General features: G+C 45.5%; 16 protein-coding genes. 14 read left to right on the plus strand and 2 right to left on the minus strand.

The annotated features are described in order from the left end of the window. Positions 1-34 precede the first annotated feature (34 nt). The 5 genes from AC438_RS00545 (at position 35) to AC438_RS00565 (ending at position 4,698) form a co-directional block, all read left to right on the plus strand. Positions 35-1,039 (plus strand): DNA polymerase III subunit delta', encoded by a 1,005-nt coding sequence (locus AC438_RS00545; protein WP_162230664.1) that lies wholly within the window; start codon positions 35-37, stop codon positions 1,037-1,039. A gap of 177 nt (positions 1,040-1,216) precedes the next feature. Next, entirely contained in the window at positions 1,217-1,567 is a 351-nt protein-coding gene (locus AC438_RS00550) for a PilZ domain-containing protein (protein WP_053979319.1), read from the plus strand. Between the two features lie 139 nt (positions 1,568-1,706). Beyond that, positions 1,707-2,483, plus strand: coding sequence for a TatD family hydrolase (locus AC438_RS00555; RefSeq protein WP_053979320.1), 777 nt, complete (start codon positions 1,707-1,709; stop codon positions 2,481-2,483). Next, entirely contained in the window at positions 2,480-2,971 is a 492-nt protein-coding gene (greB, locus tag AC438_RS00560; protein WP_053979321.1) for a transcription elongation factor GreB, read from the plus strand. Before AC438_RS00555 ends, greB begins: the two co-directional genes overlap by 4 nt. A gap of 161 nt (positions 2,972-3,132) precedes the next feature. Beyond that, positions 3,133-4,698, plus strand: coding sequence for a SulP family inorganic anion transporter (locus AC438_RS00565; protein ID WP_053979322.1), 1,566 nt, complete (start codon positions 3,133-3,135; stop codon positions 4,696-4,698). Positions 4,699-4,857: 159 nt separating this feature from the next. Here AC438_RS00565 and gshA read toward each other — a convergent pair whose 3' ends face one another. Further along, positions 4,858-6,456 (minus strand): glutamate--cysteine ligase, encoded by a 1,599-nt coding sequence (gshA, locus tag AC438_RS00570; protein WP_053979323.1) that lies wholly within the window; start codon positions 6,454-6,456, stop codon positions 4,858-4,860. Then, positions 6,453-6,692, minus strand: a complete 240-nt coding sequence (locus AC438_RS00575; protein ID WP_053979324.1) for a hypothetical protein — start codon at positions 6,690-6,692, stop codon at positions 6,453-6,455. Before AC438_RS00575 ends, gshA begins: the two co-directional genes overlap by 4 nt. 460 nt (positions 6,693-7,152) lie before the next feature. Here AC438_RS00575 and gspC point away from each other — a divergent pair, with 460 nt between their 5' ends. The 9 genes from gspC to gspK all read left to right on the plus strand — a co-directional run bounded on the left by gspC (position 7,153) and on the right by gspK (position 16,308). After that, positions 7,153-8,100, plus strand: a complete 948-nt coding sequence (gene gspC, locus AC438_RS00580) for a type II secretion system protein GspC (protein WP_053979325.1) — start codon at positions 7,153-7,155, stop codon at positions 8,098-8,100. An 11-nt stretch (positions 8,101-8,111) separates the two neighbouring features. After that, positions 8,112-10,103, plus strand: coding sequence for a type II secretion system secretin GspD (gene gspD, locus AC438_RS00585; protein WP_053979326.1), 1,992 nt, complete (start codon positions 8,112-8,114; stop codon positions 10,101-10,103). A 117-nt stretch (positions 10,104-10,220) separates the two neighbouring features. Continuing rightward, positions 10,221-11,711 (plus strand): type II secretion system ATPase GspE, encoded by a 1,491-nt coding sequence (gene gspE, locus AC438_RS00590; protein ID WP_053979445.1) that lies wholly within the window; start codon positions 10,221-10,223, stop codon positions 11,709-11,711. Positions 11,712-11,720: 9 nt separating this feature from the next. Next, complete coding sequence (gspF, locus tag AC438_RS00595; protein ID WP_053979327.1) at positions 11,721-12,986, plus strand: type II secretion system inner membrane protein GspF; 1,266 nt, start codon at positions 11,721-11,723, stop codon at positions 12,984-12,986. Between the two features lie 38 nt (positions 12,987-13,024). Then, entirely contained in the window at positions 13,025-13,465 is a 441-nt protein-coding gene (gene gspG, locus AC438_RS00600; protein WP_053979328.1) for a type II secretion system major pseudopilin GspG, read from the plus strand. 26 nt (positions 13,466-13,491) lie between these two features. After that, positions 13,492-14,070, plus strand: a complete 579-nt coding sequence (locus tag AC438_RS00605; protein WP_156312551.1) for a pilus assembly FimT family protein — start codon at positions 13,492-13,494, stop codon at positions 14,068-14,070. Further along, a complete protein-coding gene (gene gspI / locus AC438_RS00610; RefSeq protein WP_053979330.1) occupies positions 14,054-14,458 on the plus strand; it encodes a type II secretion system minor pseudopilin GspI in 405 nt (134 codons plus the stop codon). The genes AC438_RS00605 and gspI overlap by 17 nt, the downstream gene beginning before the upstream one ends. Before the next feature lie 5 nt (positions 14,459-14,463). Next, on the plus strand, positions 14,464-15,135 hold the full coding sequence (gene gspJ / locus AC438_RS00615; RefSeq protein WP_162230665.1) for a type II secretion system minor pseudopilin GspJ: 672 nt from the start codon (positions 14,464-14,466) through the stop codon (positions 15,133-15,135). A 3-nt stretch (positions 15,136-15,138) separates the two neighbouring features. Then, complete coding sequence (gene gspK, locus AC438_RS00620) at positions 15,139-16,308, plus strand: type II secretion system minor pseudopilin GspK (RefSeq protein WP_053979332.1); 1,170 nt, start codon at positions 15,139-15,141, stop codon at positions 16,306-16,308. Positions 16,309-16,317: the final 9 nt, after the last annotated feature.

Raw genomic sequence — 16,317 nt, forward strand, 5'->3', positions numbered from 1 at the left:
GTCTGTGCTTTTATTTTGGATGTTGCCGCTTATCATGACCGCTCAAGTTTCTTTTGTTCATCCCCCTTATCCTTGGTTTTTTGAGTATTGGCAGCAGTTTGTTGAGCAAGTGACTACTGAGCGCTTGCCTCATGCGTTGCTACTAAAAGGTATCGAAGGTATCGGCGCTGAAGCTCTGGCAACAGCAATGGCGCAATATTTATTGTGCCGCACACCTATAGATGCACGCTCGTGCGGACATTGCCGTGGTTGTGAGCTGCTAGTTGCTGGCACACACCCTGATTTTATTCAGCTGGTGCCGCAAGAAAAAAGTCATGTAATTAAGGTTGCCCAAGTGCGCGAATTGACGGCAATATTGGCCAATACTGCCCAGCAAGGTGGGCGTAAAGTGGTGTTGGTGGCGCCCGCTGAGATGATGAATGTCGAGGCGGCGAATGCAATTTTAAAAAATCTTGAAGAGCCTGCAAATGAGACAGTGTTTATTTTGGTTGCTTTTCAGTCGGCGAGAGTATTGCCAACCATTCGCTCAAGAACGTCACAAATCGCATTACCTACACCGCGCTGGGGCGATGCATTGGCTTGGCTTGACGGCCAGCAAGTGACGCGGTCGGCCGATCTGCTCAGCGCGACCGGCGGTGCGCCTGTCAAGGCGTTGACATGGTTTAATAATAAGCAGTTAGAGGTGCATGATGACATTGCTCAGTGTTTGAGTCGCGGCCTAAAAGGCGAAATTTCGCCCGTTGATGTCGGTAAAAAGCTAGCAGCTTATGATTTACTCGTTGTGTTTGGTCTGCTTTTATTGTGGCTTCAGCGCGCGATTAAAGTGCAATGCGCACAGCTTAATGATGACTTGCCCGTGGTGCAAAATCTCGCAATATTACCGGCTGTGCGTTTATATAGCGTGCTCGATACAGTGCAAGGGCGCATGGCGCAACTTTATGCTGGAAGCAACCCAAACAAGGTGCTTGCCACAGAAGAATTGATGCTAATTGTGCAGGGGTTTTTAGCCGAGCGCGCGCGCAGGCAACGTCAAGGATAAAAAGAGTCGTCAGTATCGGGCACAATTTTTAGGGAGATAGAGGGTTTGTATTATGTTAACTTTGGCTTAACCTTTATAAGGGCTAGACACCGGCTTGTTAAGCGATTATTGTTCGCCCGTTAGTAAGGGTAGTGAATTGCACTGAGTCCGAGTAGAACTATATAAAGAGGCAAGAGTATGCAGGGGATTGGCGGAGCTCGTAACGGTATATTGTCGTTAACTATTCGTGATAAAGCAGTATTATATGCCGCTTATATGCCGTATTTAAAAAATGGTGGTTTGTTTATTCCAACTAATAAAGCTTATAGCTTAGGTGATGAAGTGTTTATGCTGTTGAGTTTAATGGACGAGCCAGAGAAAATCCCCGTTGCGGGGAAAGTGGCGTGGATCACACCAAAAGGCGCACAAGGCAATCGTGCTGCAGGCATTGGCGTGCAGTTTGAGGGTGATGATGATACGGCTAACCGTAAAATCGAAACCTATTTGGCTGGTACCTTAGAGTCTGATAGGCCCACTCACACCATGTGAGGCTGCAGAGGCTTAAAAACGTATTGAAAAGGGGTCGCTTGCGGCCTTTTTTTGCATCTTATTGTTATCCCCTTATAAGTCTTTTTTAACAACGATTGCGGGGTGTAATATTCGTTAATCATATTTTAAAGAGCATGACATGATCACCGATTCCCACTGTCATTTAGACCGTTTAGATTTAAGCAAAAGCGATAATAGTCTTCAGGTGGCGTTAGATGATGCCGAAGCAAAAGGTGTTAGCCGCTTTTTGTGCGTCTGTATTAGTGAAGAGAACCGCCAGGCGGTGCTTGATATTGCCGCAACGCGAGAAAATGTGTTTGCCTCTGTTGGTGTGCACCCCTGTGATGTAACCGATAGTGCAGTGAGTGTTGAGGCGTTAACGCAGTGGTCACAAGCGCCAAAAGTGGTTGCGCTGGGGGAGTCGGGTTTAGATTACTTTCATAGTACTGAGCATGTCGCCCAGCAAAAACAGAGCTTTATCAATCATTTTCAGGTGGGGCAGCAGCAAAAATTGCCCGTGATTGTGCATACGCGCAACGCGAAAGACGATACGTTAGCCATTATGCGTGATCACGCTTGTCGAGAAGCCTCGGGCGTATTGCACTGTTTTACCGAAGACTGGGATATGGCTAAAGCGGCTATGGATATGAATTTTTATATCTCGATTTCGGGGATTGTGACCTTTAAAAATGCAGAAGATATTCGAGAGGTTGTTCGTAAAATGCCTTTAGAGTACCTATTAGTCGAGACTGATTCACCTTATCTGGCGCCAATTCCTTATCGCGGTAAGCCTAATATGCCTGCTTATGTGCGTGATGTGGCGCAGTTTGTTGCTGACTTAAAAGGGCTTACTCTAGAAGCGCTTGCCGACATCACGACAAACAACTTTTTACGGTTATTTAACCGCGCGCAATGACTCGTTCGCCCTACATTACGCGCAAAGGCTATGAGGCTTTAAATGCCGAGTTAAAATATTTGTGGAAAGTTGAGCGCCCTCAGGTCACACAGCAGGTGCACGATGCCGCGGCTTTGGGCGATAGAAGCGAAAATGCTGAATATATTTATGGTAAAAAACGATTACGTGAAATTGATCGGCGCATACGCTACTTAGCTAAGCGCCTTGATGTACTTTGCGTGGTTGACTATTCGCAGGTACAAGAAGGTCGAGTATTTTTTGGCGCCTATGTTCGGGTGGTGCGTGAAGGCCCAGAGGGGCTTGATGAGTGTGCGGTATATCGTATTGTTGGCGGTGATGAAATTGCAGCAAATTCAGTTGCGATTTCGGTTGATTCACCGATGGCAAAAGCGTTAATTGGCAAGGCAGTCGACGACGAAGTACGTGTTAACACACCCAGTGGCTGGGTTGAATGGGTGATTGATGCTATTCAGTATGAGCCATTCTAGTTCGCTGGTTTATCTTTTTAGGCGACTTGATGGTTGATTGAGCGCCTCGTTGGCGCCTAAAGTAGGTCTTGTTGCTGTTCATCATTTGAGCTGATTACAGGGGTTTGATACCATGCGCGCCTGCGCCCCTAGGGGTAACTTCTTCTTTTGTTGTGAGCCGTATGTTTAATCTTATCTATCGCACTCCCTCTAATTTAAAAAATGATGTCCTCTCGGGCGCGACTGTTGCTCTGGCTTTGGTGCCTGAAGCGGTCGCGTTTGCCTTTGTGGCAGGTCTTGAGCCCATGATTGGTTTATACGCAGCCTTTATGATGGGCCTTATTACGTCTATTATCGGTGGGCGTCCAGGTATGATTTCGGGCGCGACAGGCGCGACAGCTGTTGTAATGGTTAGTTTGGTTGCATTGCACGGCGTGCAATATTTATTTGCTGCGGTGTTACTGTCTGGTGTGCTGCAAATACTGGCTGGTATTTTTAAGCTGGGCAAGTATATTCGTATTGTTCCGCACCCTGTCATGCTGGGCTTTGTAAATGGTTTGGCGATTGTGATCTTTTTGGCGCAATTGGGTCAGTTTTATATTAAAAGTGATATGGGCGACACAGTGCTCATGGAAGGCAATATGATGGTCACCATGCTGGCACTTATTGCGCTAACGATGGCTATCATTCACTTTTTACCTAAATTCACCAAGGCTGTACCGTCTTCACTGGTAGCTATTTTGGTTGTGAGTGTGTTGGTGCACTCGCTGGGCCTAGAGGCACGAACGGTGATTGATTTTGTGCGCGATATGCTACCTGCTGACCAAGCGGCAACGGCGACACTCGAGGGCACATTGCCAACGTTTGCGATTCCTAATGTCCCCTTTACCCTAGAAACACTCAAAATTATTTTGCCCACAGCGCTTATTTTGGCTGCCGTTGGCTTGATCGAATCACTGCTGACTTTAACTTTAATTGATGAAATTACGGGTACGCGCGGTCGTGGTAATCGTGAATGTATTGGTCAGGGTGTTGCGAATGCTACGAATGGTTTTTTTGGTGGCATGGGTGGTTGTGCCATGATTGGCCAGAGTATGATCAACATCAACTCTGGCGGTCGGGGTCGAATGTCTGGTGTGACGGCGGCATTGGTGTTGTTAGCCTTTATCCTTTTTGGCGCATCCTTGATTGAGATGATTCCATTGGCGGCATTGGTGGGTGTGATGTTTATGGTGGTTTTGGGAACGTTTGAATGGGCCTCTTTGCGTATTTTCCGCAAAATCCCCTTATCAGATGCCTTTGTTATTGTACTGGTCTCCGGTATTACGGTGGTTGCTGATTTGGCGATTGCAGTGATCGTGGGCGTGATTGTATCGGCGCTGGTGTTTGCCTGGAAGCATGCACAGCACATAGCAGTAGAAAAGAGTATCGATGATCAAGGGATGAAAGTCTACAGCTTGCGTGGCCCAGTGTTTTTTGGCTCAGTATCAAATTTCAAAGAGCTTTTTACACCAGAAGAAGACCCTGAGCATGTGGTCATTGAATTTGCCCGCTCACGCATTAGTGATCACTCGGGTATTGAAGCGTTAGATAGTTTAGCCGAAAAGTATACCGCGCTGGGTAAGACTCTGCACATTCGCCATTTGAGCCCAGAGTGCATAGAGCTGTTGGCAAAAGCGGGTGATCTATGTGAAGTTAATCAGCTTGAGGATCCCGCTTACCATGTGGCGAGCGACAAATTAGGTTAGTACTTGACCGGGTTGATGAGGTCGGCATTTAGCTACTAATCACCGTTAATAAAAAAGCCGGCGCTCAGTGATAGGGCGCCGGCTTTTTTATTGCAAGAGTGGCTGTTAGTAACACGTTCTCAAGCGTCTTCTAGTGAGATTCCTTCATTGAGCACTTGATTATACTGACTCAGTGCAATCATCATATTGTTGGTAGTAGGCCTCGAGATACTGGGCAAACGGCACCTGCGGCTCAGCTTCTTCGTTTTGTTGTAGCTGAAGGCTTTCTGTGGCGATATCGCTATAGCGCTGAGCTAGTGATGGGGTTAAAGGATTTTGGCCGAAAAACGCCTTATGGGCGCGAGCTTGCTGCAGGCCAAATTCTACATGGCTGAGGCCGTTGTTAATATGTTGCATAATCTGTGCAGAGGGCACAGTACTGGGGTGCGCAACACGGGTTTGCGCAAGATTTAAGGCACCACTATAGCTGTTATCTTGATGTGCGGCTTTATCGAATAGCTGCGCAATAGGCTGCATGGCTTCGAGTAGCTCGTTGGCCCACTGCGCTAGCGGGCGCTGTTTTCCTTGTTTGTCTACCAGTGTGAGGCCAGGTTTGCGCCCGTGCGTAACCACCGAGCTTTGGTTCTGGGCGGTATTAGTGAATTCTTGCTTGTCACACTTTGGGCTAGGTAAAAACAAGCAATACATTAAAAATGTATCTAAAAAGCGCAATGTGTTACGAGAGATGCCTGCAGGTTCAAAGGGGTCGAGGTCTAGGCAACGTACTTCTAAGTATTCTACGCCGCGTTTGCACAGTGCAGTGAGCGCGGTTTCGCCGCTGTGCGCTGTTCTTTTTGGGCGTATTGGGCTGTAAAATTCGTTTTCTATCTGTAGCAAGCTAGTATTGAGTTGTTTGGCGTGAGCTGTCTCTAGGTTTGCGTAGTCGCTATACGGGCTTTTAATGGCCTTATTAAGGGTTTTTATGTAGGTGTCTAGCGTGTTGTAACAGATAAAAAGCGCACTCTGTGCGTTGCTTTGGTAGCCCAAGTCGCCCATGCGTAATGATGTGGCAAAAGGTAGACCTAAAGTATTATCACTCAAGGGGGTTAAATTATGTTTTCTGCCTTTAACAAAACTAGAATCTACCGCCGGTGATGCGCCAAATAGATAAATAAGTAGCCAGTAATAGCGCCTAAAATTTCTAATAAGATGAAAGTACTTTTCGGTGATAAACGTTTCTAGTGGCTGTGCACCAAGTTCGTGTTGGTGTAAAAAAGCCCAAAACGATCGAGGAAGCGAAAAATTGTAATGCAGGCCGGCAACGGTTTGCATGGTGCGGCCATAACGAAGACCTAGGCCTTCGCGATAAATGGTTTTCATTTTAGCGCGATTGCTTGAGCCATAAAGTGCGACTGGGATAGCATCGTCTTCGGGGAGCTTTCCTGGCATGCTCATAGGCCAAACGAGTTCATTATTGAGGTGTGTATAGCTGTAGCGATGTAAATTAGTGAGGTCATCGAGAGTATGCTGATTTAAATGCGTAGGTGGTGTAATAAACTCAAGTAATGACTCGCTGAAATCGGTTGTGATTTGCGGGTGAGTCAGCGCTGAGCCAAGACCTTTGTGGTGAGGTGTTTGAGCGAGCGAACCCTCGGGTGTGACGCGCAGGCCTTCTTTCTCTACGCCCTTTAGCAAGCCGCGAGTTAGAGGGTGGTTTTCGGCTTGTGCCAATGTGTTTAAAATACTCTGATTGCTAGTAGAGAGTTGGTATGGATTCATTGCGCTTCTTCTGTATCGGCTGATGGGAGGCTGGGAAGGCCTTTGTCGTCGAGCGTGCATACAATTATTGTAATGCGAGCATCGGGGGCTTTTACGGTAATCTCTACTTTTGTATTAATAGCGTCATCTTTGAGGGGGGTTCGATACAAACTGGCTGCTTCGCTGCCATCAACCCATTCTTGGCGCTTGTTTAAAAATAAATTTTCGCTATTTTGTAAAAGATAAACTTCTGTCATGATCAATTGTCAACTAGGCTTAGTAAGTTATAGGATTAGCTTGTCAATTTATAGAGGGTGTGAATTAAAGGTGTATTCGCAGTAATCGCTTGCGATTTAATCGGTTAAGATATAGAGCCATCGGTTAATATATAGAAGTCTATGCTGGCTCGCTAAAAGCTAAACAGCATAGCTTTTGCCTTGCCTAGCTACAAGTGTATGAAATGACAGGCATTTATATAAAAAGTTGCGAGTGAAGGGGTTTTAAAAAACAACTTTCTTAGTACGATTGTGCATTGAGCCCCAAAAGTGGCTTTAACCACACTATATTTAAGATTAACTATTTGCATGTGAGCACTATATAAGTGATATTGTGCCGCTTGCAGAGGCGCTACAGGCCTTAGGGCGGTGGTTTTTGAGCAGTTTGTGTAAGGGTTAAACGCTTGGCTGAACTAGTAAACAACAATAATGGAGAGCATCGGTGACTGCACAATCTTTAAGCGCATCACCTGCGGTGCAAACTGCAATGGTTTATGTAACCAAGTGCGGCGCGGTTATTAAAAAGGTACCGGTTAAACGCTGGCGCCAACTTCTTTTGTTTTTTGTGGCGCTCTGGTTGTGTCACAGTCTTGCACGTTTGTTTTGGGTAGTCGTTCCTGTGCCCGATCAAGTCGTGTCGCCTGTTATACCTAAAATGACAACCAGTCATGCCGATGTGACTCCAGTCAGCATCAATTTGGCCACGATTAATGATTTATTTGGGGTTTTTGATCCTCAATCGTTAGTGGCTGTACAGCCTAAAGAGCCTGAAATTGACCCTGCCAATGTCCCTATCACGCAATTAAACTTGAAACTACAAGGTGTCATTGCCAGTAATGAGCCGGCTAGATCTTGGGCTATTATTGGTGAGGCAAGCTCACAAAAACTTTATAAGATAGGTGATGCTATTCCTGGGGCGCGCAATGTTAAGTTACGTGATATTGCCGATTTGTGGGTTGTGTTAGATAACAACGGTAAGTCAGAAAAGTTATGGCTCTATGGCGAAGACGGGACTAAGATTGCGGCAGCGCCTCGTGTACGCAATACCAGGCCGCAGCCTAAGCCAAAAGATGACCGAATAGTGAAAGAAATTTCTCAAGATCAACTAGCAGAAGCAAAATCTATTGGCGATGTTGTGCGTTTTATGGTTGCAACAGAGAATGGCCAGATGATCGGCTATAAAGTGCGCCCAGGTCGTAAACGTGAATTATTTGATCAAGTTGGATTAAAAAATAATGATATTGTAGTTTCTGTGAATGGCATTGAGGTGAACGAACCTCAAAAAGTTCGCGAAGTGTATCAAGCGCTTAAAACCGCTACTGAAGCTAACCTTGAGGTTATGCGTGACGGTAGTACACAATTTATCCAAATTCGCATGAGTTCTGGTTAGGAGACGAGTGGGTGTTTAAACAAATAATAAAAGCGGGTTCAGCATTTACCTTATTGACAGCAATAAGTGTTGCTAGCTGGGCTGAGCAAACATGGACAGTCAACTTTAAAGACTCTGATATCCAAGAAGTCATCAAGTTTGTCGCCGATGTGACGGGCAAAACAACGGTGATTGATCAGCGGGTTAAAGGGCGTGTTAAAGTAATTTCGTCTAAGCCCTTAAATGAAGAAGAGTTATTGCATCTTTTTCGTACGGTTTTAGAAATACACGATTATACCTTGGTAGAGGTGGGTGACGTGATTCGCGTTGTACCCTTAAAAGATGCGCGCTCATCGCCTGTGCCAGTGACCGATCAAAAAACTTCTGAAGAAGGTTTTGTCACGCAAGTTATTCAACTGCAAAATATTGCCGCTGCGAAAGTATTACCCGTGATCCGTCCGCTGGTTCCTCAACATTCTCATTTGGCAGCGTATGACCCTTCAAACTCTATCGTTATTTCAGATTCAATTGATAATATTGCCCGTATTCGTTCGCTTATTGAACGTATTGATAAATCTGCAACACCCGTTACCGATGTAGTTGAATTGCGATATGCCAATGCGGATGAAATGGTGCAGACACTTACTAAAATCGATAAAGATGAAAAGTCACGGGGTTCGCAAAATAAGGTCACATTAATTGCAGATAAGCGCAATAACGCCGTGCTAATTACTGGCGAAGAGTTGCAACGTCAGCGCTTAAAGCTATTACTGCGTAAGCTCGATAAACCCAAGGCGCAAACAGGTAATGTGCGTGTTGTGTACTTGGAATACGCAAAAGCTAAAGCGACGGCAGAAGTGTTAACCAAAGTTGTTTCCAATTTATCTAAATTGGGCCCCGGCGGTAAAGCCGATGCCGCTAAAACAAGCGCCACCGTTGAAGCCGATGAGGATACCAATAGCCTGCTCATTACTGCTGAAGGGGATACGCTTAGCTCGTTGTTAGAGGTGGTTGATCGGTTAGATATTCGTCGTGCACAGGTACTGGTTGAAGCCATTATTGTTGAGCTTGGTGATAATGTTGATGAGGCTTTGGGCGTAGGCTGGATGTTCAGAAACTCCGAAAAAGGTGTTTTTGGTGTATCCGAAGGCGGTAATGCTTCGCCAACACTAACCGGTGCTGCCTTCCAAGGTGCTGTTGCTGAGGCTGACGATGACGATAGCATCTCGGTATTAACATCATTAGCGACTGCTTTGGGGGGGACGACTGGGCAGTTGCTAGGCGTTGTTGGTACTAATAATGATGTTGATTTTACCACGGTACTAACAGCACTTGAAACCGACTCAAATAGTAACGTGCTATCAACACCTTCGTTATTAACGATGGATAACAAAGAAGCATCGTTTACTGTGGGTGAAAATGTACCGTTTATTACCGGTAGTTTTACCAATACCGGTACCGGGGGTGTTAGCAGCCCGTTCCAAACCGTACAGCGTGAAGATGTGGGTATTACGCTCAAAGTGACACCGCATGTGAATGAAGGCGATAGGATCTTATTAGATATCTCACAAGAAATTTCTGATGTTAAGTCGCAGACATCTAACGGTCCTGTAACATCACAAACCAAAGTAGAAACACAAGTGCTTTCTTCTAGTGGTGAAGTGATTGTGATGAGCGGTTTTATGAAAGAATCTAGTCGCCAGTCAGAGCAGCGAGTGCCTATATTAGGCAATATTCCATTAATAGGACGTTTATTTAGAAAGAATACAGATAATCAATCGAAGTCGAATTTGGCTATTTTTATCCGCGCAACAGTGATTCGTGATGATGAAGCTTTAAGTGGTGCCACAGCCGAGAAGTATCAACATATTCGTCAAATGCAATTGGATATGCGAGATAAAGGCTTTTTGCGCGTTAAGGACAACAGTGCACCACTATTACCTAATATGTCGGAGTATGATTTATCTGTACCTGTGCCACCAGCGGTACCTGTATCTGAAGCATCAGCTAATGAAGAGCAATAACATCGGTCATTGTATGGTTTTTATAATGCGCTTTTTATCGCATAGTTTTTCATGGCATAGTTTAAAGGGGGCATTGTGAGTAATCTAGAGACAGTTCTTTCTGATGAGTTTGAGGATATGGAATCTGATGACTCCTTTGCTCAGGATGAAGAAGAGATTAAGTTAGGTCGTTTACCTTTTAGTTACGCATCTGACAATCATGTATTGATTGAAGATGGTACTGTATTTTATTGCGGCACTCCATCACTCAAAACATTAGTAGAGTTACGCCGCTATACAGGTGATGAGCTATCACTAGAAGCACTCGATGATGAGGCTTTTCAAAAGCGTTTAACTCAGCATTACCAAAGTGGTGATAATGCAGCACAACAAGCGGCCGATGATATGGGCGCTGAATTTGACCTGTCTGCATTAGCTGAGGATATTCCTGATGATGGTGAGTTGCTCAGTGGCGATGGCGACGCCCCCGTTATCCGCTTAATCAATGCGATATTATCGCAAGCAGTTCAAGAGCGCGCCTCTGATATTCACGTTGAACCTTTTGAGCACCGTGTCTCGGTGCGCTTTAGGATTGATGGTGTAATGAAAGAGGTGCTATCACCGAAGGCTCAGTTAGGCCCTGTTTTAACGTCGCGCTTAAAGGTGATGGCGCGATTAGACATTGCTGAAAAGCGTATACCTCAAGACGGCCGTATTACGGTGAAATTAGCTGGGCATGCGGTGGATATTCGTGTATCCACGCTACCTAGTGCACACGGTGAGCGAACCGTAATGAGGATTTTAGACTCATCGGCAGGGGCTTTGAAGCTCGAACAGCTTAATATGCCGAATCAAGTTCTGGAGCACTTTAAAGCAGCGCTAGCTAAGCCTCATGGAATTATTTTGGTAACAGGGCCCACCGGTTCAGGTAAAACGACCTCGCTGTATTCGGGTTTAAGTTACTTAAATACTCCGAATCGTAATATTTTAACAGTAGAGGATCCGATTGAGTATTTGCTGCCAGGTGTTGGTCAGACGCAAGTGAACAATAAAGTCGATATGACTTTTGTACGCGGCTTGCGCGCTATCTTACGTCAAGATCCTGATGTGGTTATGATTGGTGAAATCCGTGACCAAGAGACGGCCGCTATTGCAGTGCAAGCCAGTTTAACAGGCCATTTGCTACTATCAACATTGCATACCAATACCGCGATTGGTGCAATCACTCGTTTGGGCGATTTAGGTATTGAGCCTTTCTTGTTATCGTCAAGTTTAGAAGCTTTAATTGCTCAGCGCTTGGTAAGGGTGTTATGCCCTGACTGTAAAGAGCCCCATGAAGCCAGTGAATCAGAGTGTGAAAGAATTAAAATCCCTGCAGGCAGTATGATTCACCGAGCTGTAGGATGTGAAAAATGTAATTTTGGTGGCTATCGTGGCCGTACCGGTATTTATGAACTTATTCCTATTGATGACGGGCTAAGGCAGCTTATTCATGAAGGGAGTGGAGAGCAAACAATGTTGGCTCATGCAAGGCAATACTGTGAGCCCATTGAAGCCGACGGCCGAGCAAAAGTATTGGCGGGAATTACCACCGTCGAAGAATTACTCCGTGTGACTTCGTCGCACTAATGGTTTTATATGGCAGCGTTTAGTTATCAAGCCCTTGACCCTAAAGGGAAGACAGTAAAAGGTGTAGTTGAAGGTGACAATGAGCGGCAAGTCCGCACACAATTGCGCCAGCAAGGCTTACGCCCGCTTGAAGTAAAAAGCTCTGTTAAAAGAGCGGGTCAAGTAAAACCGGGGGGCAAACCACAGCCTACCGAAGGTGGCCTAAAAGGATTGCTATCGAGCTTGAGTGCCTCTAATGGCATTAAGTTAAGTGTTAAAGATACCTCATTGGTCACTCGGCAGTTGGCATCACTTATTCAGTCTGGCTTACCGTTGGATGAGGTGCTTAATGCCTGTGCAAACCAAAGTCGCAAGCCGCAAATTAAGGCTATGATCTTACAGGTGCGCTCCCGGGTGCTTGAAGGTTTATCGCTAAATCAAGCAATGGCTGAGCACCCGCGAACATTCGATGATCTTTATCGCGCCATGGTAAAAGCTGGTGAAGGTGCTGGCTTTTTGGGGCCAGTACTGGAGCAGCTAGCCGACTACACTGAAAATAGTCAAGAAACAAGCCAAAAAGTAAAGGGCGCGATGACATACCCGCTAATTTTATTTGTGGTGAGTATCGGTGTGGTTATTGCCTTGATGGCTTTTGTGGTGCCTAACCTAGTCGGTTTATTCGAAAATCAAAAAGCAGAGCTACCGTTTTCAACCAAGTTATTAATTGGTATGAGCGATTTCATACTCAGCTATGGTGTATTGACTTTAGTGGTGATTGCGGGTTTAGTTGCAGGTTTAAAACAGTACTTAAAATCGCCTAAAAATCAATTAAAATGGCATCGCTTATTGCTTAAAATACCGCTATTTGGTGAGCTAAACCGCACGGCTGAGGCGGCGCGTTACTCGAGCACATTAGGTTTGTTGGTGAAAAGTGGTGTGCCAGTATTAGAGGCATTAAGTATAGCAGCACAAGTCTTAACTAATCGGCATATTCAAGCGGCCGGTAAAGAAGTTGCAGTCTCTGTTAAAGAGGGTATGGGTGTGGCCAAAGCGATGGATCAAGTGGATGAGTTTCCGCCATTACTGGTTCAAATGGTCGCTAGTGGTGAAACGAATGGTCAACTGTCTGAGCAATTAATTCATGCCGCATCTAATCAGCAGCGTGAGCTCCAATTTACCTTGGCTACGATGATGAGTTTATTAGAGCCGATGACTATTTTATTTATGGCAGGCATGGTTGGTTTCATTGTCATGGCAATTCTTAAGCCCATGTTTCAGCTTAATCAAATGGTTTAGTCGATCAAATTATCTATTTAAATACCTTAGGAGGTTTTATGTTACGTAAGCGGCAGGGCGGTTTTAGCCTTATCGAGATCATGGTAGTGATTGTGATTATTGGTTTGATGGTAGGTGTTGTGGGGCCGGCATTATTTGGTAATATCGCCGAGGCTCAAAAAGAGCGTATCAAAAATGATTTTGCATCGATTAAAACAGCGTTACAAACTTACAAATTAGATAATTATACCTTCCCCACGACGGAGCAGGGCTTGGCCGCTTTGGTGAGTAAGCCTGATGTAGATCCCGTTCCGCGAAAATGGCGTGAGGGTGGTTATTTAGAGAAAATGCCAAAAGACCCCTTTGAGCGTGAGTATATTTACTTAAGCCCCTCTGATGATGGTAAGCCTTTTGATATCATCAGCTATGGCGCCGACGGCCTGCAAGGTGGTGAAGGTGAGGCTGCTGATATTAGCTTTTGGGCTGAGGCGGCAGAGTAAATGAAGTGGCTGGCATTGAGGTTGCAATGAAAGCACCTAAGGGGCAAGTAGGTTTTACATTGCTTGAAGTGCTCGCTGTGATTGCAGTACTGGGTATTGCTATGGGTGTTGCCTCTTTAACTATTGGTCGAGGTGGGGCAGAAAACCGTCTAACCGATAAAATCGAGCAGTTCATGGCTTTAAGTGAATTCGCCTCCGATAGAGCTATATTATCGGGCGATGCAATGGGCTTATTGCTCGAGCCGCCTCAATGGCAGTCCGAATCGGAGTTTGACTGGGAAAATCTAGGTTGGCGCTATCGTTGGCAGCAAGGTAACCCGCAGGGTATGTTCGTTGATATCCCCGAATTAGAGCCAATTTCATTCGACCCTGAAACACAGATCGTGGTATTGATTGATGACCTTGAATGGCGCTGGGAAGAGTTACTTGACCGCTCTCATCCTGTCACGGCCTATTATTCATCGGGTGATATTTCCCCTATAGAAATTATTATTACTGATGAGCGTTTGCCTGATTATGAGCAAACTATTCATATCAATGAATATGGCCAGCTAGAATGGAAAGAGTTTGCTGAGGAGCTAAAAGCCCGTGAAGACAGCAAATAAATGCTCATCAATAACGCATCATATTCAGGGCTTTACCCTGATTGAGGTGATGGTTGCCCTAGTGATTATTGGCCTCGCGCTACCTGCGCTTATGGGGCGTATGAGTAATATGGCAAGTACGGTTGACTATAGTCGTGATTTGACGATAGCTCACTGGGTCGCCGAAAATAAAGTGCAAGAGATCTACTTAACCGAACGATTGCAAAACTTAGTGCCTAAAGGTCGACAAGCTGGCGACGTTGAAATGGCAGGTATTGTATGGGATTGGAAAGTAGAATCTGAAGAGCAAAAAGGTATTTATGCTGGGGCTCTAAGAGTCTGGGTTCGCGTTGGTAGGCAGGGACAAGAGCCTATTGTTGAGTTATCGACCGCAATGGTTGAGCGATGAGGCCTATGAAAGCTGTAGTATGCTACACAAGGCTTGCCTGTCACAAGTCAGTTCAGCGGGGCTTTACGTTAATCGAAGTGATGATTGCCATTGTTATTATGGCGATGATTGCGGTTATGACGAGTCAGTCTTTTACGGCGGCTATTTCTAGCTCCGAGGCTACACAAGAGGCAATAGCACGCTTAGCGGCGGTGGATCGTGTATGGGTATTGTTAGAGACTGATTTGCGCAATGCGGTGCCGGCTATCCCTAAGGTGCAAGGTCGAAATGATATACCTCCACTCTATGTCGACCCGAGTGAAGAGTATCGATTGTCTATTTTACGTGGAGGCTACGCTAACCCACTAAGATTACCGCGAACCGAAATGGTACGTGTGGGTTATCGCTTTGAAGATAATGTACTGTGGCGTGATACGTGGAATAATATTGCCGATAATGACGAGCGCAATGCAAGGCCTCAGCGTATTCTTGAGGAAATAGACGACATATTGGTTAAAGCCCTTCCTAATAGCAACAGTGCGAGTGTAACCGGTGGCCCATGGCAAGAGCGTTGGCCTGCCTCTGGTGTACGACCAGATACAACATTTCCAGCGGCAATAGAGGTGACGCTGATACTGCCTGATTTTGGTGAAATTAAGCGTATTTATTCGATATTACCAGGCATTAAGGGAGGCTAGCATATGCGAATAGCACAACCGTTTGGCCGGCCACGCCCAGAGCTTAAAAAACAACAAGGCATGGTGTTGTTGCTCGCCATGATGATCGTTGTATTGGTTACCTCGTTAGTGGTGGCGACAAGCTGGCGTTTTGAGTTAGGTATGTCGCGGAACGAAAATCGCTGGCATGGGCTGCAAGCGAGACTTGTGTTAGACGGCGGCGAAAAGCTAGCGGCCAAACTGTTTTTGCTTGAAGATCTCAGAGATGAAACTATCGACGGTAGCGAGGAAGTCGATAACAAGCAAGAAATGTGGATGTCACCTTTTTCAGAGGGCATTGATGGCGGTACTATCACCGTTCAAATGGAAGATGCGCAAGCGCGGTTTAATATTAATTTGCTTGCGCCGGTGCCTGTAGTGCCAGGCCAGCAGCCCAGAGGCGCTAATGGCGCCTCATCATCGAGTGGAGCCTCTAATAAGTCGCAAGAGTGTAATGATGACCCTCAGCTATTTCATTGTGCCTATACCGTTTCGCAAAGGCGGTTTATTCGCTATTTGCAAACTTTACCCATGAATGAGCAACCCATCACCCCTTTTCAAGCACAAGAAATAGTCAATGCATTAATTGATTGGATGGATGGTGATCACGAGCCAAAAAATGGTGGTGCAGAGCAAAGCTATTACAGTGGCTTAGAGGTGCCTATTGTGGTGAGTAACGCCCCAATGACTACAATTAGTGAACTGAGTCTAGTTAAAGGCATTACACCCGAGATATACGAGCGTTTACTACCTAACGTGATAGCATTACCGACAAGTGAAAAAAGTCCGGCATACCCGAACATCAATACTATGCCAGATGCGATGTTACGTATGTTTAATCTGAAGTCCGAGATGCTACCGCTCGATGAGGGGCAGGCCGGTGACCTAATTTTTGCCCGTAACGAAACAGTAAACCCCAATATTCAGCCAGCGCAAGGTTATCAAAATATAGATGATTTTGTGACAAACCTAACCGATTTAGGGTTGAATAAAGCAGATCTTGATTCTTCGGAGCTATCGGTGGGTACCAATTATTTTATTTATAATGGTGAAGTCATTATTGGCGATAAGACACGCCGTATAAAAACATTAATGCGACGTGATAGAAACAAAAGTAGTGTTGAAGTGTTATGGCGGACTGACGCAAATTTTTAACGATACTCA

Origin of the sequence: Marinagarivorans algicola, from assembly GCF_001292705.1 — a bacterium.
In the GTDB taxonomy this organism is placed as follows: domain Bacteria; phylum Pseudomonadota; class Gammaproteobacteria; order Pseudomonadales; family Cellvibrionaceae; genus Marinagarivorans; species Marinagarivorans algicola.